Raw genomic sequence first — 14,622 nt, 5'->3', positions numbered from 1 at the left:
CTCATGGCTACTCCACTGACCGTGCTCGATCTGGTGCCGATCTCGTCGGGTTCGACTGCACCGCAAGCGCTACGCAACAGTATCGACCTCGCCAAGCGCGCGGAGGCCCTGGGTTACACGCGCTTCTGGTTCGCCGAACATCACCTCAATCCCGGTATCGCCGGCACCTCACCAGCTGTGCTTCTCGCGCTGACCGCAGCGGAGACCTCCACGATCCGCCTGGGCTCGGGCGCGGTGCAGATGGGTCACCGAACCGCGGTTGCGACGGTCGAAGAGTTCGGTCTGCTCGACGCGCTGCATCCGGGCCGGTTCGACCTCGGCCTGGGGCGCTCGGGTGGGAAGCCGCGCGAACCCAAGGTACCGGTGAGTGCCTCGGTGGGCAGCCGGGCCGGCAACGGTTCGCATGGCCTGTTGATTCCGCCGAAGTTCGATCCGCGACCGCTGTTGCAGTCTCCGCGGTTCGCGCTCCAACGGGCGCTGCTGCAGCTGCCCGGTGCGCAATCGCAGGACTACACCGACCAGATCAACGACATCCTGGCGTTGCTCGCCGGGGTCTACCGCGACGCGGACGGACTGGCGGCGCGGGTCGTGCCCGGGGAGGGTGCCGACCTCCAGATCTGGATCCTGGGCAGCAGTGCCGGTGAGAGCGCCGAGGTCGCCGGCACCAGGGGCCTGCGGTTTGCGAGCAACTACCACGTCGCTCCGGCGTCGGTCCTCGAGGCGACCGACGCCTACCGGGCGGCGTTCCGCCCATCGACCGAACTCGACGAGCCGCACGTCGCCGTCTCGGCCGACGTTGTTGTCGCCGACGATGAGGCGACCGCCCGCGAGCTGGCCACCGGATACGGCCTGTGGGTGCGCAGCATCCGCACCGCCGAAGGGGCCATCCCGTTTCCCGCGCCGGCCGAAGCGCGGGCGCACACCTGGACGGCCGCCGAACGTGAGCTCGTCGCCGACCGCGTGGACACCCAGTTCGTCGGGTCCGCCGCACAGGTCGCCGACAAGCTGGAGCGGCTGCGCGACGCCACCGGTGCCGACGAGTTGATCATCACCACCATCACGCACGACCACCGGGATCGGGTCCGCTCGTACGAGCTGTTGGCCGAGGAATGGTCCCGACGGTGAACAAGAATGAATAGATGTCTGGCGCCGCAGCCCCTTTCAGGGGTGCGCTTACGCTGGACCCATGACACCGGGCAGCGGCCTTTTCCAGATCGAGGACTGCGTCGACGAAGCGGGGGCGGTGACGCTGCCGCCCGGCGCGACGCTGATCGCGCTCATCGACGGGAACATCGCGCATCTGCCCGACATGGTGGCATACCGCTACCTGGACTACTCCGGTAGCGAGCCGCGCACTTTCGAGGTGACCTGGTCCGAGCTCGGCGTGCGGCTGGCGGCCATCGCGGCCCGGGTGCAGGCGGTCACGCAGCGCGGTGATCGCGTCGCCATCATGGCGCCGCAGGGGCTCGACTATGTCTTCGGGTTCTTCGCGGCGATCAAGGCCGGTGCCATTGCGGTCCCGCTGTTCGCGCCCGAATTACCCGGGCACGCCGAGCGTTTGGACACCGCACTGCACGACGCGCGGCCGGCAGCTATCTTGACGACGGCCGCGGCGCGGCCGGCGGTCACCGAATTCCTCTCGGCACACCCGGATCTGGGTACTCCGACCGTCATCGCCACCGACGAGGTGCCGGACGACGCGGGCGTTTCGTTCGAACCCGTCCATCTCGAGATTGACGACGTCTCGCACCTGCAGTACACCTCAGGAGCGACCCGGCCGCCGGTCGGCGTGGAGATCACCCATAAAGCGGTGGGCACCAACCTGATTCAGATGATCTTGTCCATCGACATGCTGGACCGCAACACCCATGGCGTCAGCTGGCTGCCGCTGTATCACGACATGGGTCTGTCGATGATCGGATTTCCCACGGTGTACGGCGGGCACTCGACGTTGATGTCACCCACCGCGTTCATCCGCCGGCCGCTGCGGTGGATCCAGGCGTTGTCGGACGGTTCGAAGGTGGGCCGAGTGGTCACCGCCGCACCGAATTTCGCCTACGAATGGGCAGCGCACCGGGGTGCGCCGACCCCGGATGACGACATCGATCTGGCGAACGTGGTGATGATCGTCGGGTCGGAGCCGGTCAGCATGGATGCCATCAAGAGCTTCAACTCGGTCTTCGAATCGTTCGGACTGCCGAAGACGGCGATCAAGCCGTCGTACGGCATCGCCGAGGCCACACTGTTCGTCTCCAACATCGCACCTGACGCGGAGGCGACGGTGCGGTACTTCGACCGCGGGCAGCTGGCGTCGGGAGTAGCGGTGCCGGTGTCCGAGGACGCCCCGGGTGCGGTTGCGCAGGTGGCCTGCGGGCAGCCGGCGAGCAGTCTGTGGGTGGTGATGGTGGACCCGACCACTGGAATCGAACAACCCGACGGCCGAGTCGGCGAGATCTGGTTGCAGGGCGACAACATCGGCCGCGGTTACTGGGGTCTGCCGGAGGCGACTCGTGACGTTTTCCATGCCCGGCTGCACGGCGCCTTGCCGCTGAACAGTCACGCCGACGGCTCCGACGTCGACGGATCCTGGTTGCGGACAGGCGATCTCGGTTTCTACCTCGACGGCGAGCTGTACGTCACGGGCCGGCTGGCCGACGTGATCACGGTCGGCGGGCAGAACCACTATCCGCAACACCTCGAGACGACGGCCGCCGATGCCTCACCCCTGGTGCGGCGAGGCTATGTGGCGGCTTTCACCGTGCCGTGCGACGGTGGTGAACAGCTCGTGATCATCGCCGAACGAGCGTCGGGCACGGCCCGCCATGATCCACAGCCGGCGATCGAGTCGGTCGGTGCACTCGTAGCGGAGCGGCACGGCGTGGCCGTCGCCGACGTTCGGCTGCTGCCCGCCGGTGGCATCCCGCGAACCACCAGTGGGAAGCTCGCGCGCCGCGCCTGTCGAGCCGCTTATCTGGACGGCGCGCTGTAGTCCGCTATGACCGCCCTCATATTCGAGCCCGCCGAAAGTCGCTGATCGCGTCCTTGAGGCATCACTGCGCCTCTTCTTGACTCCTCGATATGAACACGATCATAATTCGGGTCAATACTTGCGCCCGCCAGGAGTCGCCCGATGCCGCCCGACACTCGCCAGTCGATGGTGCTCGCCGCAGTCGAGCTGTTGCGCGAGCGCGGCGTCGACGGTGTCACGCTCGATGATGTGCTGAGCCGCAGCGGCGCGCCTCGAGGCTCCATCTACCACCACTTTCCGGATGGACGTGCCCAGATCATCGACGAGGCCGCGCAGCTCAGCGGCGATGCCATCTCCCGGCTGATCGCCAAAGCGGCACCTGACGGTCCGGCCGCCGTCGTCGACGCCGTGACGGGCTTCTGGCGGAAGCTTCTGCGCCAGAACAAGTTCGCGGTCGGCTGCCCGGTGGTGTCCATTGCCGTCAGTGCCGCGCCGGGCTCGGCACTGGCTCAGCATGCCAATCAGATTTTCCGCACCTGGCATCAGTTGGTCACCGATTGCCTCGTGGCCGATGGCGTCGGCACCGTCGTTGCCCGCCGGCTGGCCACCATGTCGCTCGGTGCCATCGAAGGTGCGATCACCATGTGCCGCGCCACATCGAGCCTGCAGCCACTCGATGATGTCAACGCCGAACTGAAGCTGCTGTTGGCGGCCCGGACCCTCTTTGCGGCCGGCGCAAGTACACCGAAGGGAAGTTGAACTCATGGAGTGGACCGGTGCGGTGTATGCCGACGCCCCGACCGTCGAGGTCTCGACGTGGATCGACGCGCCCGTGGCACGGGTGTGGGAACTGGCCTCGGACATCACGGTGATGCCCGAGTGCAGTTCCGAGTTGCAGCGAGTCGAGTGGCTCGGGGACTGCGACGCACCGTGTCTCGGTGCCCGCTTCGTCGGCCACAACAGCCACCCCGCACTCGGGGACTGGTCGACCGAGTGCGAGATCGTCGAGTACGAACCACAGCACGTGATGGCGTGGGCCATCGGCGATGCCGGCAATCCGACCGCAACCTGGCGCTTGAGCCTGCGTCCCGAGGGCACCGGAACCCGCCTGGTGGAGTGGGCTCAGATGGGACCCGCGCCGTCGGGCTTGTCGCTGGCGATCACCCGGATGCCCGACAAGGAACAGAAGATCGTCTTCAACCGTCTCCGCGAATTCGAGTCCGGGATGCAGAGCGTCCTCGCGCACATCAAGCAGCGGGCCGAGAGCTGATGCGCGCGGCGACGACGGTCGAGGCTGCGAGCCTCGGAAACTGGGACCACCAGAGACTTTTCGTCTCCGAGGCCGAGAAGATGGGTCTGGACATCTGTTGGGTCGCCGAGGCATGGGGATCCGACGCGCCGTCTGCACTGGGGTACTACGCGGCATGCACGGAGCGGATGTTGTTGGGCTCCGGCATCATTCAGCTCGGCACCCGCACGCCGGTGGCCATCGCGCAGGCCGCGATCACGCTGTCGAATCTGTCCGGCGGGCGCTTCCTGCTGGGCCTCGGTGCTTCGGGACCGCAGGTCATCGAGGGACTGCACGGCGTGCCGTTCGCCAAGCCACTGGGCCGGATGCGCGAGACCATCGACATCATCCGCCAAGCCGCCGCCGGCGACAGGGTCTCGTACTCCGGCAAGCAGTTCCAGGTCCCGCTGCCGGGCGGCGATGTCAAGCCGATGCGGCTGTCGATGCGGGCGGAGCACGAAATACCCTTGTACATAGCCAGTCTCACGCCCGCCATGTTGCGGTTGACCGGTGAGGTTGCCGATGGCTGGCTCGGCACCAGCTTCGTCTCCGAAGGCGCGGAGCATGCGTATTTCGCGCACCTGGACGAGGGTCTGACCCGTTCACAACGCAGCCGCGCCGATCTCGACATCTGCCAGGGCGCCGAGGTGTCGTTCGCTCGCGACGAGGCCCACCTCAAGACGATGATCGACGCCCGGAAGTCCGAGTTGGCGTTCAGTCTCGGTGGCATGGGCTCGGCCTCGACAAATTTCTACAACCAGGCGTACAGCCGGCAGGGCTGGGCCGAGATCGCGGCCGCGGTCCGCGAACGCTGGCAGTCCGGTGACCGCGCCGGCGCGGCAGCGCTGATCACCGACGAGATGATCCTGGCCACCACCTTGATCGGTACCCCGGACATGGTGCGTGACCGCCTGCAAGTGTGGTGCGACGCGGGCGTCGACACCGTCCGGATCTACCCGGCGGGCGACACGCTGGAGGAACGGTTCACCACCCTCGGCGCGGCGATCGACATGGTGCATTCGATCGAGCGGTGATCCGACAGGCCTGACGGCGGCGGGCACATCATAGGGATTTCCCTTATTTGCTGGATGGGGACGCGGACGTAGCGTCGAACCGTGGTTCGAGCTGGCCAGCACACCGCGATTCGTCTGCCATGTTCCAGCGCCCGAGGAGATGTCATGCCCAGTCGACGGCTAAATGTGAGACGCGTCGTCACGCCGATTCTGGTCGCGTGTCTGTGTACGTTCGGCCTGATGCTGCCGCCATCGGCGGCCGCCGATCAGTTGTCGAACGGGCTCACCGCGACCTGTACGCCCGACAGCGACGTGCATGTGACCTGCATCATCGGTGGCTGCGCTCGCGTGCACGGCGACTACGTCATCGACGCCGTGCACGTCATGTGGAACGGCATCCAGTCCGAGTACGACTTCAAGTGCATCAACGGCGCCACCGCGCGGTGGGGACATGACAACGGTGGCAAGGCATTCAAGATCGGTGTCCAAGGTTGTCGCAAGAAGGACCTCGAGGGCGACTGGTGCGGCCCGTGGGCCGACTACAACTACACGCCGCCCGCCAAACCGCAGGAGCAGGCACCCGTGAAATGCCCGGCGGGATCGAAGACGTCGACGGTGCCCGCGGGCCAGCAGTGTGAAGCAGCGCCAGTGGCAGACATCAAATGCCCTGACGGCTCGCCGACTCCGACGGTTCCGGCCGGGCAGCAATGCGCCGCGATTCCCGAGGTGACCAACGCGATCCAGGCCTCATTCGGCGCCCCGGGTGCGACGAGCGTCGCCTTCAACGTCACGAACACGTCGAACCTCTCGGCCACCTGCAACTACGTCGCTACCACGAACTCGATCAATCCGTTGGCGCCGCGCAAGACCACCCGCCAGTTCAACGTCCCTGCCAACGGGAACCACACCGAGAACTTCAGCGGTGCACCGACTCTCTCCACCTACAACGTCGTGCTGTCCTGCCATGACGCCAGTGGTAAGCAGAAGTCGGAGATGGGCCACGTCGAGACGTCGGTGACGTGGTGACCTGACCCAACTCGGGGGCGTCCTGCCACGGTCGGCAATGGTGCCGGGCCGTGGCAGGGCGGCGTCCGCTTACGTGTAGGCGACGTGGACGTTGTGGATGTGACCCTCGAACGGGAAGGGTGCGCGTTCGCGGTAGTCCATCGACACCGGCGACCCCAGGCAGGTGCCGATGTCGAGGCAGTCGTTCGCGGTGAACAGCAGCGGCGCGCTGATCGGAACCTGGCCGCCGGCCACCGTCTCGCCGTCGACGGCGATGGTGATGTCCAGCGGACCTCCGGGCCGTGGCTCGGCGTATTGGGTGGTCACCGTGATGGTGTGACGGCCGGGCGCGATGACGGCCTCGGCCTGAATCTTGGTGCGCTGCAGGATGAACAGGTTGTACTCATAGCGGATGTGACCATCCTCGAGGTAGCAGGTCAGGCCACCCGCGCCGCTGCCCAGTGCGTACAGCACGCCCGATGCGTCCTCCGGGACCTCGGCGTCGATGGTCACCACGTTGTTCTTGTTGCCCAGCGCCGGGGCGCAGAACTCGGGCATGCGGATCATGTCGCCGGAGAATTGCCATTCCCGGAACGGCGGTGCGATCCGCAATTCCGGGTGGTAGACGGGAACCCACAGCCCGCCACCGATGGGCAGCACGGCGTTGCGGGCCGCTTCGATCGCGAACATCTCCCGCATTTGCGCGAGTTTCTCCGGCTGCTGTTCGGCGAGATCATTGGCCTGCGACCAGTCTTCGTCCAGGTTGTAGAGCTCCCAGACGTCCAGATCGGGTGTCCACGTCGCGATGCCCGGCGGCTGTCCCGGCACCCACGGCAACCGCGGCCCGCGCGCCGACGCGATCCAGCCGTCGTGATAGATCGCGCGGCTGCCCATGATCTCGAAATACTGGGTCTTCTTGCCGCCCGGCGCATCCCGGTCCACCAGCGTGCGCGCGAAGCTGGCGCCGGCCAGCGGCATCTGTGGTTCCCCGTAGACCGAGCGTGGCGGCTCGATGCCCACCAGCTCGTAGATCGTCGGCACGATGTCGTTGCAGTGCAGGAAGTTCTCCCGGGGCACGGTGTCGGCCGCGATCTTCGCGGGCCAGCGCACCGCCAGCGGATTCCGGGTGCCGCCCAGATGCGACGCCAACAGCTTCATGCCCTTGTACGGCGTGCTGCCGGCCCAGGCCCAGCCCGCGTGGTACTGATTGTCGACCAGGGGAGAGCCCAGGACGTCCAGCCCGCCGAGCTCATCGAGCGCGTCGATGTGCTGGCGCACCGTCGTGGGAATTCCGTTCTGCGCCAACAGCTCTGAGATGGTGCCGTTCTGGCCTTCGCCGGAGGAACCGTTGTCGCCCCAGATGTACAGGAACAGGGTGTTGTCGCCGTAGCCGAGGGCATCGAGTTCGTCGGCGATCCGGCCGACCTGCACGTCGACGTGCTCGGCGTAGCCGGCGGCGACCTCCATCAGGCGCCGCTGGAACGGCTTCTCGTCCTCGGGGATGTCGTCCCACGCCGGCAGGGTCTCGTCGCGTTCGGTGAGTTCGCAGTCCTGCGGAATCCAGCCCTTTTCCTTGGCCCGCTCGAAGACCCGCTGCCGGTAGGCATCCCAGCCGTCGTCGAACTTGCCCGCGTACTTGTCCGCCCATTCCTTCATGATGTGGTGCGGGCCGTGCAGGCAGCCGCTCGCCCAATACATGAAGAACGGCTTGTCGGCATTGAAGGCCTTGTGCCGGCGCAGCCACGAGATGGCGTCATCGGCGAGGTCTTCCGACAGGTGGTAGCCCTCTTCGGGAGTCTTCGGCGGGGCGACCACCGTGGTGTTGCGGACCAGGTTGGGTTCGTACTGAGACGCCTCACCGGCGAGAAAGCCGTAGAAGTATTCGAAACCCAAACCGGTGGGCCAGTTCTCGAACGGGCCGGCCGCGGTGGTTTCCTCTGCCGGGGTGTTGTGCCACTTGCCGAAAGCCGAGGTGGCGTAGCCGTACTGTTTGAGAACTTCGGCGACCGTCGCGCTGGACCGCGGAATCTTGCCCGCGTACCCGTCCCAGTCGTTGGCGAGTTCGGCGATCTGCCCGTTGCCGATCTCGTGATGGTTGCGACCCGTCAGCAGCGAGGCCCGCGTCGGCGAGCACATGGCCGTGGTGTGAAACCTGTTGTACGAGACGCCTTCCGCGCACACCCGGTCGAGTGTCGAGGTGGTCACTTCACCACCGAGAGTGGACGGCAGCCCGGGACCGGCGTCGTCGATGAGGACGATGACGATGTTGGGGGTGTCGTCGTGCAACCGCTTGGGGACGGTCCGCGGCTGGTACGTCGACTCCTGCAGCGTCCGGCCGGCGATGCTGGCGGATGGAACCGGCGGGAACGGCAACACGCCACCGTCCGGCAGTACCGGTGCCACCACACTCGTGTCAGACAACTCGACCCCTCCTTCTGCTGATGCGGCAAGAGACTGCCCCCGATCCGGGGTCTACTGTGCCGTACGCCACTGACGGTCGCGTCAGCGGGGGAGATCTTTGCCGTGCCGGGTCAGCCCTGGTAGCCGTCCAGGAATCCGGTGAGTCCCGACGGGGTGTGCGGACCGATGGCGATCTGTTCGACGACGCCGATCCCGGTGCGCTCACCCATGGTCGCCTTCACGACGTTCTGCAGGTGCAGCGACGTGAAGTCCGTCGGATCGAAATCGCCCAACCGGATTGATTCCCTGCCGATTTCGTACGGGCCATGATTGGAGCCGTGGCCCCAGTGCGGGTGCCAGTAGCCGATGCCGCGCATCCGGAACGTATAGAGCTTCTCCAGTTCGATGTGTGTCTCGCCCTCGATGGGATCGGTGAACCACAGGTGGGCCCGCCGGATTTCACGCCGCCCGGGCTCCCAGTCCAGTTCGTAGCCGATGTCGTAACACTCGCGTACGCCGACGCGACTGGACGGTGACGCACCGTCCGGCAGCGGGTCCAGGACCGCGGCAGTCTCCAGCCACCGGCGGCCGTCCTCATGCTCATGGAACGCGTAGTGGGTGAATCGGTCTCCGAAATGCAATGGCGCCCAGAGCCAGAAGACCTGGAACGGCATGGGTTGGCGCAACACGGCGAGCTGTTCGCCGACCGGACGGATGCCCCACGACCGATCCCGGGTCCCCGGCACCTCACCGGCCCTGACCGCAAGGTCCTCGCCGTCGACGCTGATGATCCCTTCCCACGACCCCCATTGCGTCAGCCTGGTGTGGTCGGTCAGCACGATGCCTTCAGCGGTGCGTCGCTGTTGACGTGGCTCCTCGACGGCCACAGTGGTGGCTCGGAAGGTCAGGTCGCAGGAGATGTTCTGCTCGTTGTCCTCGACGACATAGCGGATGGTCCGCAATGGTTCGGCGACTTCGACGCGGAAAGGGCCGATGGTCGCCGACCGGTCCAGGGGCATCGCGCCCGAGGCGAAGATCGAATGTTCGACACCGTCTTTCACGACACTGAACGCGGCGTCGATGATGCCGCGAACGGGGTAGTGCCCCATGGCCGCACCGAAGTAGAAATCGCCGTCACGCTGGTGGCCGTTGAACCAGTAGCGGTCGTAGTGGTTGGGGTCGCCGCTGGCCGGCACGCCTACCGGGTCTGCCGAGGCGTGAATCGGATAGTCGTCAAAGGGCGTCAGCACGGCGGCGTCACCGTTCCGGGTCGTTGATCTTCACCAGCATCTTGCCGATGTTCGCCCCGGTGAACAGGCCGTTCAGCGCGTCGATGCTGGATTCCAGTCCCTCGTAAACGGTTTCGCGATGCACCAGCAGGCCCTGCTGCTCCCAGCCACTCAGCGCGGCGAAGGCCTCGTCGAACCGCGCCCACTCCTCGAGTGCGATGAAGCCCTGCATCGTCGAGGCCGTGGACAGCAGATTCACGTAGTTGGACGGACCGGGGTGGTCGCCGTTGAGGTACGTCGTGATGATGCCGCACATGACCACCCGCGCCCGGTGGGCGAGATTGCCGAGCGCGGCATTGAGGATGTCGCCACCGACGTTGTCGAAGTAGACGTTGATGCCGCCCGGACAGGCCGCCTTCAAGGCGGCCGGGAAATCGTCGGCCTTGTAGTCGACGCAGGCGTCGAACCCGAACTCCTCGACCACGACGCGACACTTCTCCGGGCCGCCTGCGATGCCGACGACGCGCGCGCCGGCGATCTTGGCGATCTGCCCGGCCACCGATCCGGTGGCGCCCGCGGCGGCCGAGACGACGACCGTCTCGCCGGGTTGGGGCTTTCCGACGCCCGTCATGCCGAAGTAGGCGGTCGCCCCGGTGGGGCCGTAGATCGACATCACCGCGAGAGGGTCGGTGTACCCGACGACCGGCGTGCTGAACAGGTCGTCGTGGATGATCGCATAGTCCTGCAGGCCGGTCAGCGTGGTGACCAGGTCACCGACTTTGTAGGCATCGCAACGAGATTCGACGACCTCGCCGATGCCGGCCACGCGCACCACCTCACCGAGCCCCAGCGCCGGGAGATAACCGGGTTCGCCGTCCAGCCAGGTGCGGGCAGCGGCGTCGATGCCGACATAGGTCGTCCGTAGCAGTGCTTCACCCTCTGCGGGGACGGGTGCGGGCACCGTCACCATCTCGGTGTCGTCGGGGGAGACCAGACCGTTGGGGCGGCGCCGCAGCAGGATCTGACGGTTTTCTCGGTTCATCGTGTCGTTTCTGTGGGTACCGGCGAGTTTTCATATTGATTATTAAAAGTCCTCTCGGTTATCGTCAACCCCGAATGTGGAAGTGGTCGCCAGGAGAGTCCGATGAGCGTCAACAACGCAGCACCCCGCCGGGGGCGGCCGCCGCGTGTCGACCAGAGTGCCATTGCCGCAGCGGTTTTGGAGATCGGCACCGAGAACGCCACCATGCGCCGGGTCGCCGAGCATCTCGGTATCAGCCTGCCGGGGCTCTACCATCACGTGAAAAACCAGCACGACCTGCTGCGCCTGGCCACCGTCAGTGCCCTGACGAACTCACCGCCGCCGCGGTACACCGGCGGACACTGGGCGACCTGGCTCCGCGACTATGCGTCCTACATCCGGTCGGTGCTGGCCGCCGAACCCGCGCTGGTGGAGAAGTTCGTCAGTGGTGCGGTCGGCCATGACGTCGAGATGGAGTACACCGCCGATGCAGTGGAAGCGCTTGCCGCGCAAGGTTTGTCGCCGAGCGACGCCCTCGCGGTATGGGCATCGGTGAGTACCATGGCAGTCGGCAGTGTCACCGAGGCCCATCGCGAATACCTGTACTCCGAGAGCGGGCAGCCATGGTTGGCCCGGATTCTCGCGCTCACCGCCAAACGTTCACCGTCGGAGTTTCCCACGTTGCGTGCCATCGCGAAATCGGGTGACGACCCGTTCGGTGACGAGGCCTTCCAGCATCGAATCACGTTGCTGCTGACCGGTATCGCCGCGCATTACGGACTGCCCCTCTAGCGCCGAAACGGCACTCCAGCAGAGCAAGTCTCGTGAACTTGTCTGTCGGAATGCCGTTTCGGCGGAAGGTGGATCAGCTGCGCGGGTACGTCGGGTATTCGATACCCGAGAGGAACTGCACGACGCGGACGACCTGGCACGAGTAACCGAACTCGTTGTCGTACCAGCAGTACAGGATCGCCTGGTCGCCATCGACGATGGCCGCGTTCGCGTCGATGATGGACGCCGCACGCGAACCGATGAAGTCGCTCGACACCGCGTCGGTGGCCGCGGTGTAGTCGAGGTTGCGGCTCAGCGGGCCCGACAGCGACGTCTCGCGCAGGTGCGTGAGCACCTCGTCCTTCGTCGTCTCCTTCTTGAGCTGCAGGCTCAGGATGGCGATCGAGACGTCGGGCGTGGGGACGCGGATCGAGTTGCCCGTGATCTTGGCCTTGAGCTCCGGCAGGGCCTTGGCGACGGCCGAGGCGGCACCGGTCTCGGTGATCGTCAGGTTCAGCGGCGCGGAACGGCCACGACGGTCGGCCTTGTGGTAGTTGTCCAGCAGGTTCTGGTCGTTGGTGAACGAGTGCACCGTCTCGACGTGGCCGCGGATGATGCCGAACTTCTCGTCCATCGCCTTGAGTGGCGGGACGATCGCGTTGGTGGTGCACGACGCACACGAGAAGATCTGCTGGCTGACGTCCTGGCCGAGGTGGTTGACACCGTGCACGATGTTCGGCACGTCGCCCTTGCCCGGCGCGGTCAGGACGACCTTCGAGACGCCCGGACGCAGGTGCTGCTCGAGACCCGCGCGGTCGCGCCACTTGCCGGTGTTGTCGATGAGGATGGCGTCGTTGATGCCGTACTGCGTGTAATCGACCTCGGACGGGTCGTTGGCGTAGATGAACTTGATGACGTTGCCATTGGCGATGAGGAGGTTGTTCTCCTTGTCGACCTTGATGGTGCCGTTGAAGTGTCCGTGCACCGAGTCGCGCCGCAGCAGCGAAGCGCGCTTCTTCAGGTCATCGGCGCCACCGCTGCGGACCACGACGGCGCGCAGGTTCAGGCCGTTGCCGCCGCCGGCCTTCTCGACGAGCAGTCGCGCCACGAGGCGACCGATCCGGCCGAAGCCGTACAGGACCACGTCGCGCGGGCCCTGCGGCTCGGCCTTGTTGTCACCGGTGACGTCGGACAGCGCGTCGGCGACGAAGTCGGCGACCGAGAGGCCACGCTCATCGGCGCGGTAGGCGTGTACCAGCAGGCCGAGATCGATCTTGGCCGGACCCAGGTCCAGGTTCGCCAGAGCCTCCAGGAACGGGAAGGTCTCGACCACCGACAGCTCTTCGCCGGCGATCTGCCGAGCGAAACGGTGGGTGCGCAGGATGCTGATCACCGACTTGTTCACCAGCGACCGGCTGTGCAGCAGGACGGTGACGCCGCGCGTGCGGTGCAAGGTGCCGACGATCGGAATCATCGCCTCCGCCAGGGCTTCCTGGGTGTTCCAATTGGCAAGTTCTGGTGTATTCAACTCATCTGTCCTACGGGTCGCTTGGCCGATCGCGCTGAGCAGCGCATTCATGTTAGCGATCGGCATTTCCGGTTCTGCAGGTCGTCCCGCTGGCAGGGCACGTAGGGGTTGACAGGCACGCCGGCGCGTGCGCCGAACAGGCCTCACCCAGGTGTTTCAGCGCGGCGTCAGCGTGTGGCCGGCTGGATCCGCCGCAACACCGGCACCAAACCGGCGAGCGCCGCGATGTTCGCCACGACGATCAGGGCCATGGTGTAGCCGGGGGAGATGTCGTAGACGGCACCGAGCAGGCCGCCGGCGATCAGCAACGCGACGCCCCGCAGCAGGGCCAGCCAGCCGAAGGCGATGGCCCTGGTGTTTGCCGGCACGAGCTCGGTGACCACCGATTTCACTGTGGAATCGAGCACGCCGTTGACGACACCCCAGACCGCGACGCCGACCCAGACCAGGGTGCGGTCACCGGTGAAAGCAATCGCCGAGCACGCGGCGGCGAGGGGAACCGCGAGCAGCACGATCGGTCCGCGCTTGTCGTACACGCGGCCCATCACCAGACCCGCGGCGCCGTCGACGGCCATCGCGATCGCGAACAGGATCGGCACCTGGGCGTCGGTGAGCAGTCCGGTGCGCTGGGCATGGAACGCCAACAATGGGAATGATGCGACGCCGCATGACAGCAGGCCGATCGCGACGACGTACTGCCAGAACTGGGCGGGCAATCGCTTCGGCACCGCGGGGCTGCCCGGGGTGGATTCCGTGGCTTCGCGAACGGCCTCTTCTTCGTAGCTCCGCGGGTCGGGAACGCGAAACCGAAGCCAGCCCAGCAGGACCAGGACCAGGACGCCGGGAACGATGAGTACGCCGAACGCCATTCGGTAGTCGCCCGCGTGGGCGCTCAACACCGCCGCGAGCAGCAGCGGCCCGGCGATGGCGCCGGTCTGGTCGAGGGCCTGGTGCACGCCGAACGCGCTGCCGCGCCCGGTGCTCGTCGACGCATGCGACAGCAGAGTGTCCTTCGCCGGCGAGCGCACCGCCTTGCCGAGACGCTCGGTGCCGTACAACAGCAGCGCCGGAACGAGAGATCCGGTGACGCCGATCAACGGGACACTCAGCACGGTCAGCGCGTAGCCGGTGATCGTCCACGTCCAGTAGTGCTGGGTGCGCGAGACGGCATAGCCGGCGACGACGCGCAGCCCGTATCCGATGAATTCGCCTGCGCCGGCGACCAATCCGACGACTGCTGCGGACGCGCCGAGGGTCGCCAGATAGGGGCCGATGATGCTGCGGGCGCCTTCGTACACCATGTCGGCGAGCAGGCTCACCACCCCGAAGACGAGGACGAAGTGCCAGGGCTTGAGCGGTCGGCCGGTCACGCACCGATTGTGCACGGGACCCGGCGGCA

Annotated in this window: 12 protein-coding genes; 7 read left to right on the top strand and 5 right to left on the bottom strand. The window is 66.4% G+C overall.

The window, feature by feature from the left end:
- Positions 1–3 precede the first annotated feature (3 nt).
- From ACJH7A_RS11610 to ACJH7A_RS11585, 6 genes are all read left to right on the top strand, one after another.
- Complete coding sequence (locus tag ACJH7A_RS11610; RefSeq protein ID WP_061006075.1) at positions 4–1,125, top strand: LLM class flavin-dependent oxidoreductase; 1,122 nt, start codon at positions 4–6, stop codon at positions 1,123–1,125.
- A gap of 61 nt (positions 1,126–1,186) precedes the next feature.
- Positions 1,187–2,989 (top strand): fatty acyl-AMP ligase, encoded by a 1,803-nt coding sequence (locus ACJH7A_RS11605; RefSeq protein ID WP_061010263.1) that lies wholly within the window; start codon positions 1,187–1,189, stop codon positions 2,987–2,989.
- Between the two features lie 141 nt (positions 2,990–3,130).
- Positions 3,131–3,727, top strand: a complete 597-nt coding sequence (locus ACJH7A_RS11600; protein ID WP_061006073.1) for a TetR/AcrR family transcriptional regulator — start codon at positions 3,131–3,133, stop codon at positions 3,725–3,727.
- A gap of 4 nt (positions 3,728–3,731) precedes the next feature.
- Complete coding sequence (locus ACJH7A_RS11595) at positions 3,732–4,238, top strand: SRPBCC family protein (protein ID WP_061006072.1); 507 nt, start codon at positions 3,732–3,734, stop codon at positions 4,236–4,238.
- Positions 4,238–5,290, top strand: a complete 1,053-nt coding sequence (locus ACJH7A_RS11590; protein ID WP_061006071.1) for an LLM class flavin-dependent oxidoreductase — start codon at positions 4,238–4,240, stop codon at positions 5,288–5,290. The genes ACJH7A_RS11595 and ACJH7A_RS11590 overlap by 1 nt, the downstream gene beginning before the upstream one ends.
- A gap of 219 nt (positions 5,291–5,509) precedes the next feature.
- Positions 5,510–6,295, top strand: coding sequence for a hypothetical protein (locus ACJH7A_RS11585; RefSeq protein ID WP_131808687.1), 786 nt, complete (start codon positions 5,510–5,512; stop codon positions 6,293–6,295).
- A gap of 69 nt (positions 6,296–6,364) precedes the next feature.
- On the opposite strand, the gene ACJH7A_RS11580 is transcribed toward ACJH7A_RS11585, so the two are convergent.
- The 3 genes from ACJH7A_RS11580 to ACJH7A_RS11570 all read right to left on the bottom strand — a co-directional run bounded on the left by ACJH7A_RS11580 (position 6,365) and on the right by ACJH7A_RS11570 (position 10,945).
- The gene (locus ACJH7A_RS11580) at positions 6,365–8,695 is read right to left on the bottom strand and encodes an arylsulfatase (protein ID WP_406801990.1); all 2,331 of its coding nucleotides are present in this window, start codon (positions 8,693–8,695) and stop codon (positions 6,365–6,367) included.
- A gap of 110 nt (positions 8,696–8,805) precedes the next feature.
- Positions 8,806–9,924 (bottom strand): hypothetical protein, encoded by a 1,119-nt coding sequence (locus tag ACJH7A_RS11575; RefSeq protein WP_212811445.1) that lies wholly within the window; start codon positions 9,922–9,924, stop codon positions 8,806–8,808.
- A 7-nt stretch (positions 9,925–9,931) separates the two neighbouring features.
- Positions 9,932–10,945: an NADP-dependent oxidoreductase gene (locus ACJH7A_RS11570; RefSeq protein ID WP_212811444.1), complete on the bottom strand. Its 1,014-nt coding sequence runs from the start codon at positions 10,943–10,945 to the stop codon at positions 9,932–9,934.
- Between the two features lie 102 nt (positions 10,946–11,047).
- Between ACJH7A_RS11570 and ACJH7A_RS11565 the strand changes: the two genes are divergently transcribed.
- The gene (locus ACJH7A_RS11565) at positions 11,048–11,716 is read left to right on the top strand and encodes a TetR/AcrR family transcriptional regulator C-terminal domain-containing protein (protein ID WP_212811443.1); all 669 of its coding nucleotides are present in this window, start codon (positions 11,048–11,050) and stop codon (positions 11,714–11,716) included.
- A 73-nt stretch (positions 11,717–11,789) separates the two neighbouring features.
- Here ACJH7A_RS11565 and ACJH7A_RS11560 read toward each other — a convergent pair whose 3' ends face one another.
- Together ACJH7A_RS11560 and ACJH7A_RS11555 are read right to left on the bottom strand one after the other, a co-directional pair.
- Entirely contained in the window at positions 11,790–13,223 is a 1,434-nt protein-coding gene (locus tag ACJH7A_RS11560; protein WP_406774560.1) for a glyceraldehyde-3-phosphate dehydrogenase, read from the bottom strand.
- Between the two features lie 167 nt (positions 13,224–13,390).
- Positions 13,391–14,593, bottom strand: coding sequence for an MFS transporter (locus ACJH7A_RS11555; RefSeq protein ID WP_346414709.1), 1,203 nt, complete (start codon positions 14,591–14,593; stop codon positions 13,391–13,393).
- Between the last annotated feature and the right edge of the window lie 29 nt (positions 14,594–14,622).

The sequence above is a fragment of the Mycobacterium sp. SMC-17 genome (genome assembly GCF_045310915.1).
GTDB lineage: Bacteria > Actinomycetota > Actinomycetes > Mycobacteriales > Mycobacteriaceae > Mycobacterium.
This window is presented reverse-complemented; position numbering and strand designations above follow the sequence as displayed.

Bases quoted from the DNA above. Each gene is read 5' to 3' on its own strand.
- ACJH7A_RS11610 (WP_061006075.1), top strand. From the start codon at position 4: ATGGCTACTCCACTGACCGTGCTCGATCTGGTGCCGATCTCGTCGGGT.
- ACJH7A_RS11605 (WP_061010263.1), top strand. From the start codon at position 1,187: ATGACACCGGGCAGCGGCCTTTTCCAGATCGAGGACTGCGTCGACGAA.
- ACJH7A_RS11600 (WP_061006073.1), top strand. From the start codon at position 3,131: ATGCCGCCCGACACTCGCCAGTCGATGGTGCTCGCCGCAGTCGAGCTG.
- ACJH7A_RS11595 (WP_061006072.1), top strand. From the start codon at position 3,732: ATGGAGTGGACCGGTGCGGTGTATGCCGACGCCCCGACCGTCGAGGTC.
- ACJH7A_RS11590 (WP_061006071.1), top strand. From the start codon at position 4,238: ATGCGCGCGGCGACGACGGTCGAGGCTGCGAGCCTCGGAAACTGGGAC.
- ACJH7A_RS11585 (WP_131808687.1), top strand. From the start codon at position 5,510: ATGCTGCCGCCATCGGCGGCCGCCGATCAGTTGTCGAACGGGCTCACC.
- ACJH7A_RS11570 (WP_212811444.1), bottom strand. From the start codon at position 10,945: ATGAACCGAGAAAACCGTCAGATCCTGCTGCGGCGCCGCCCCAACGGT.
- ACJH7A_RS11565 (WP_212811443.1), top strand. From the start codon at position 11,048: ATGAGCGTCAACAACGCAGCACCCCGCCGGGGGCGGCCGCCGCGTGTC.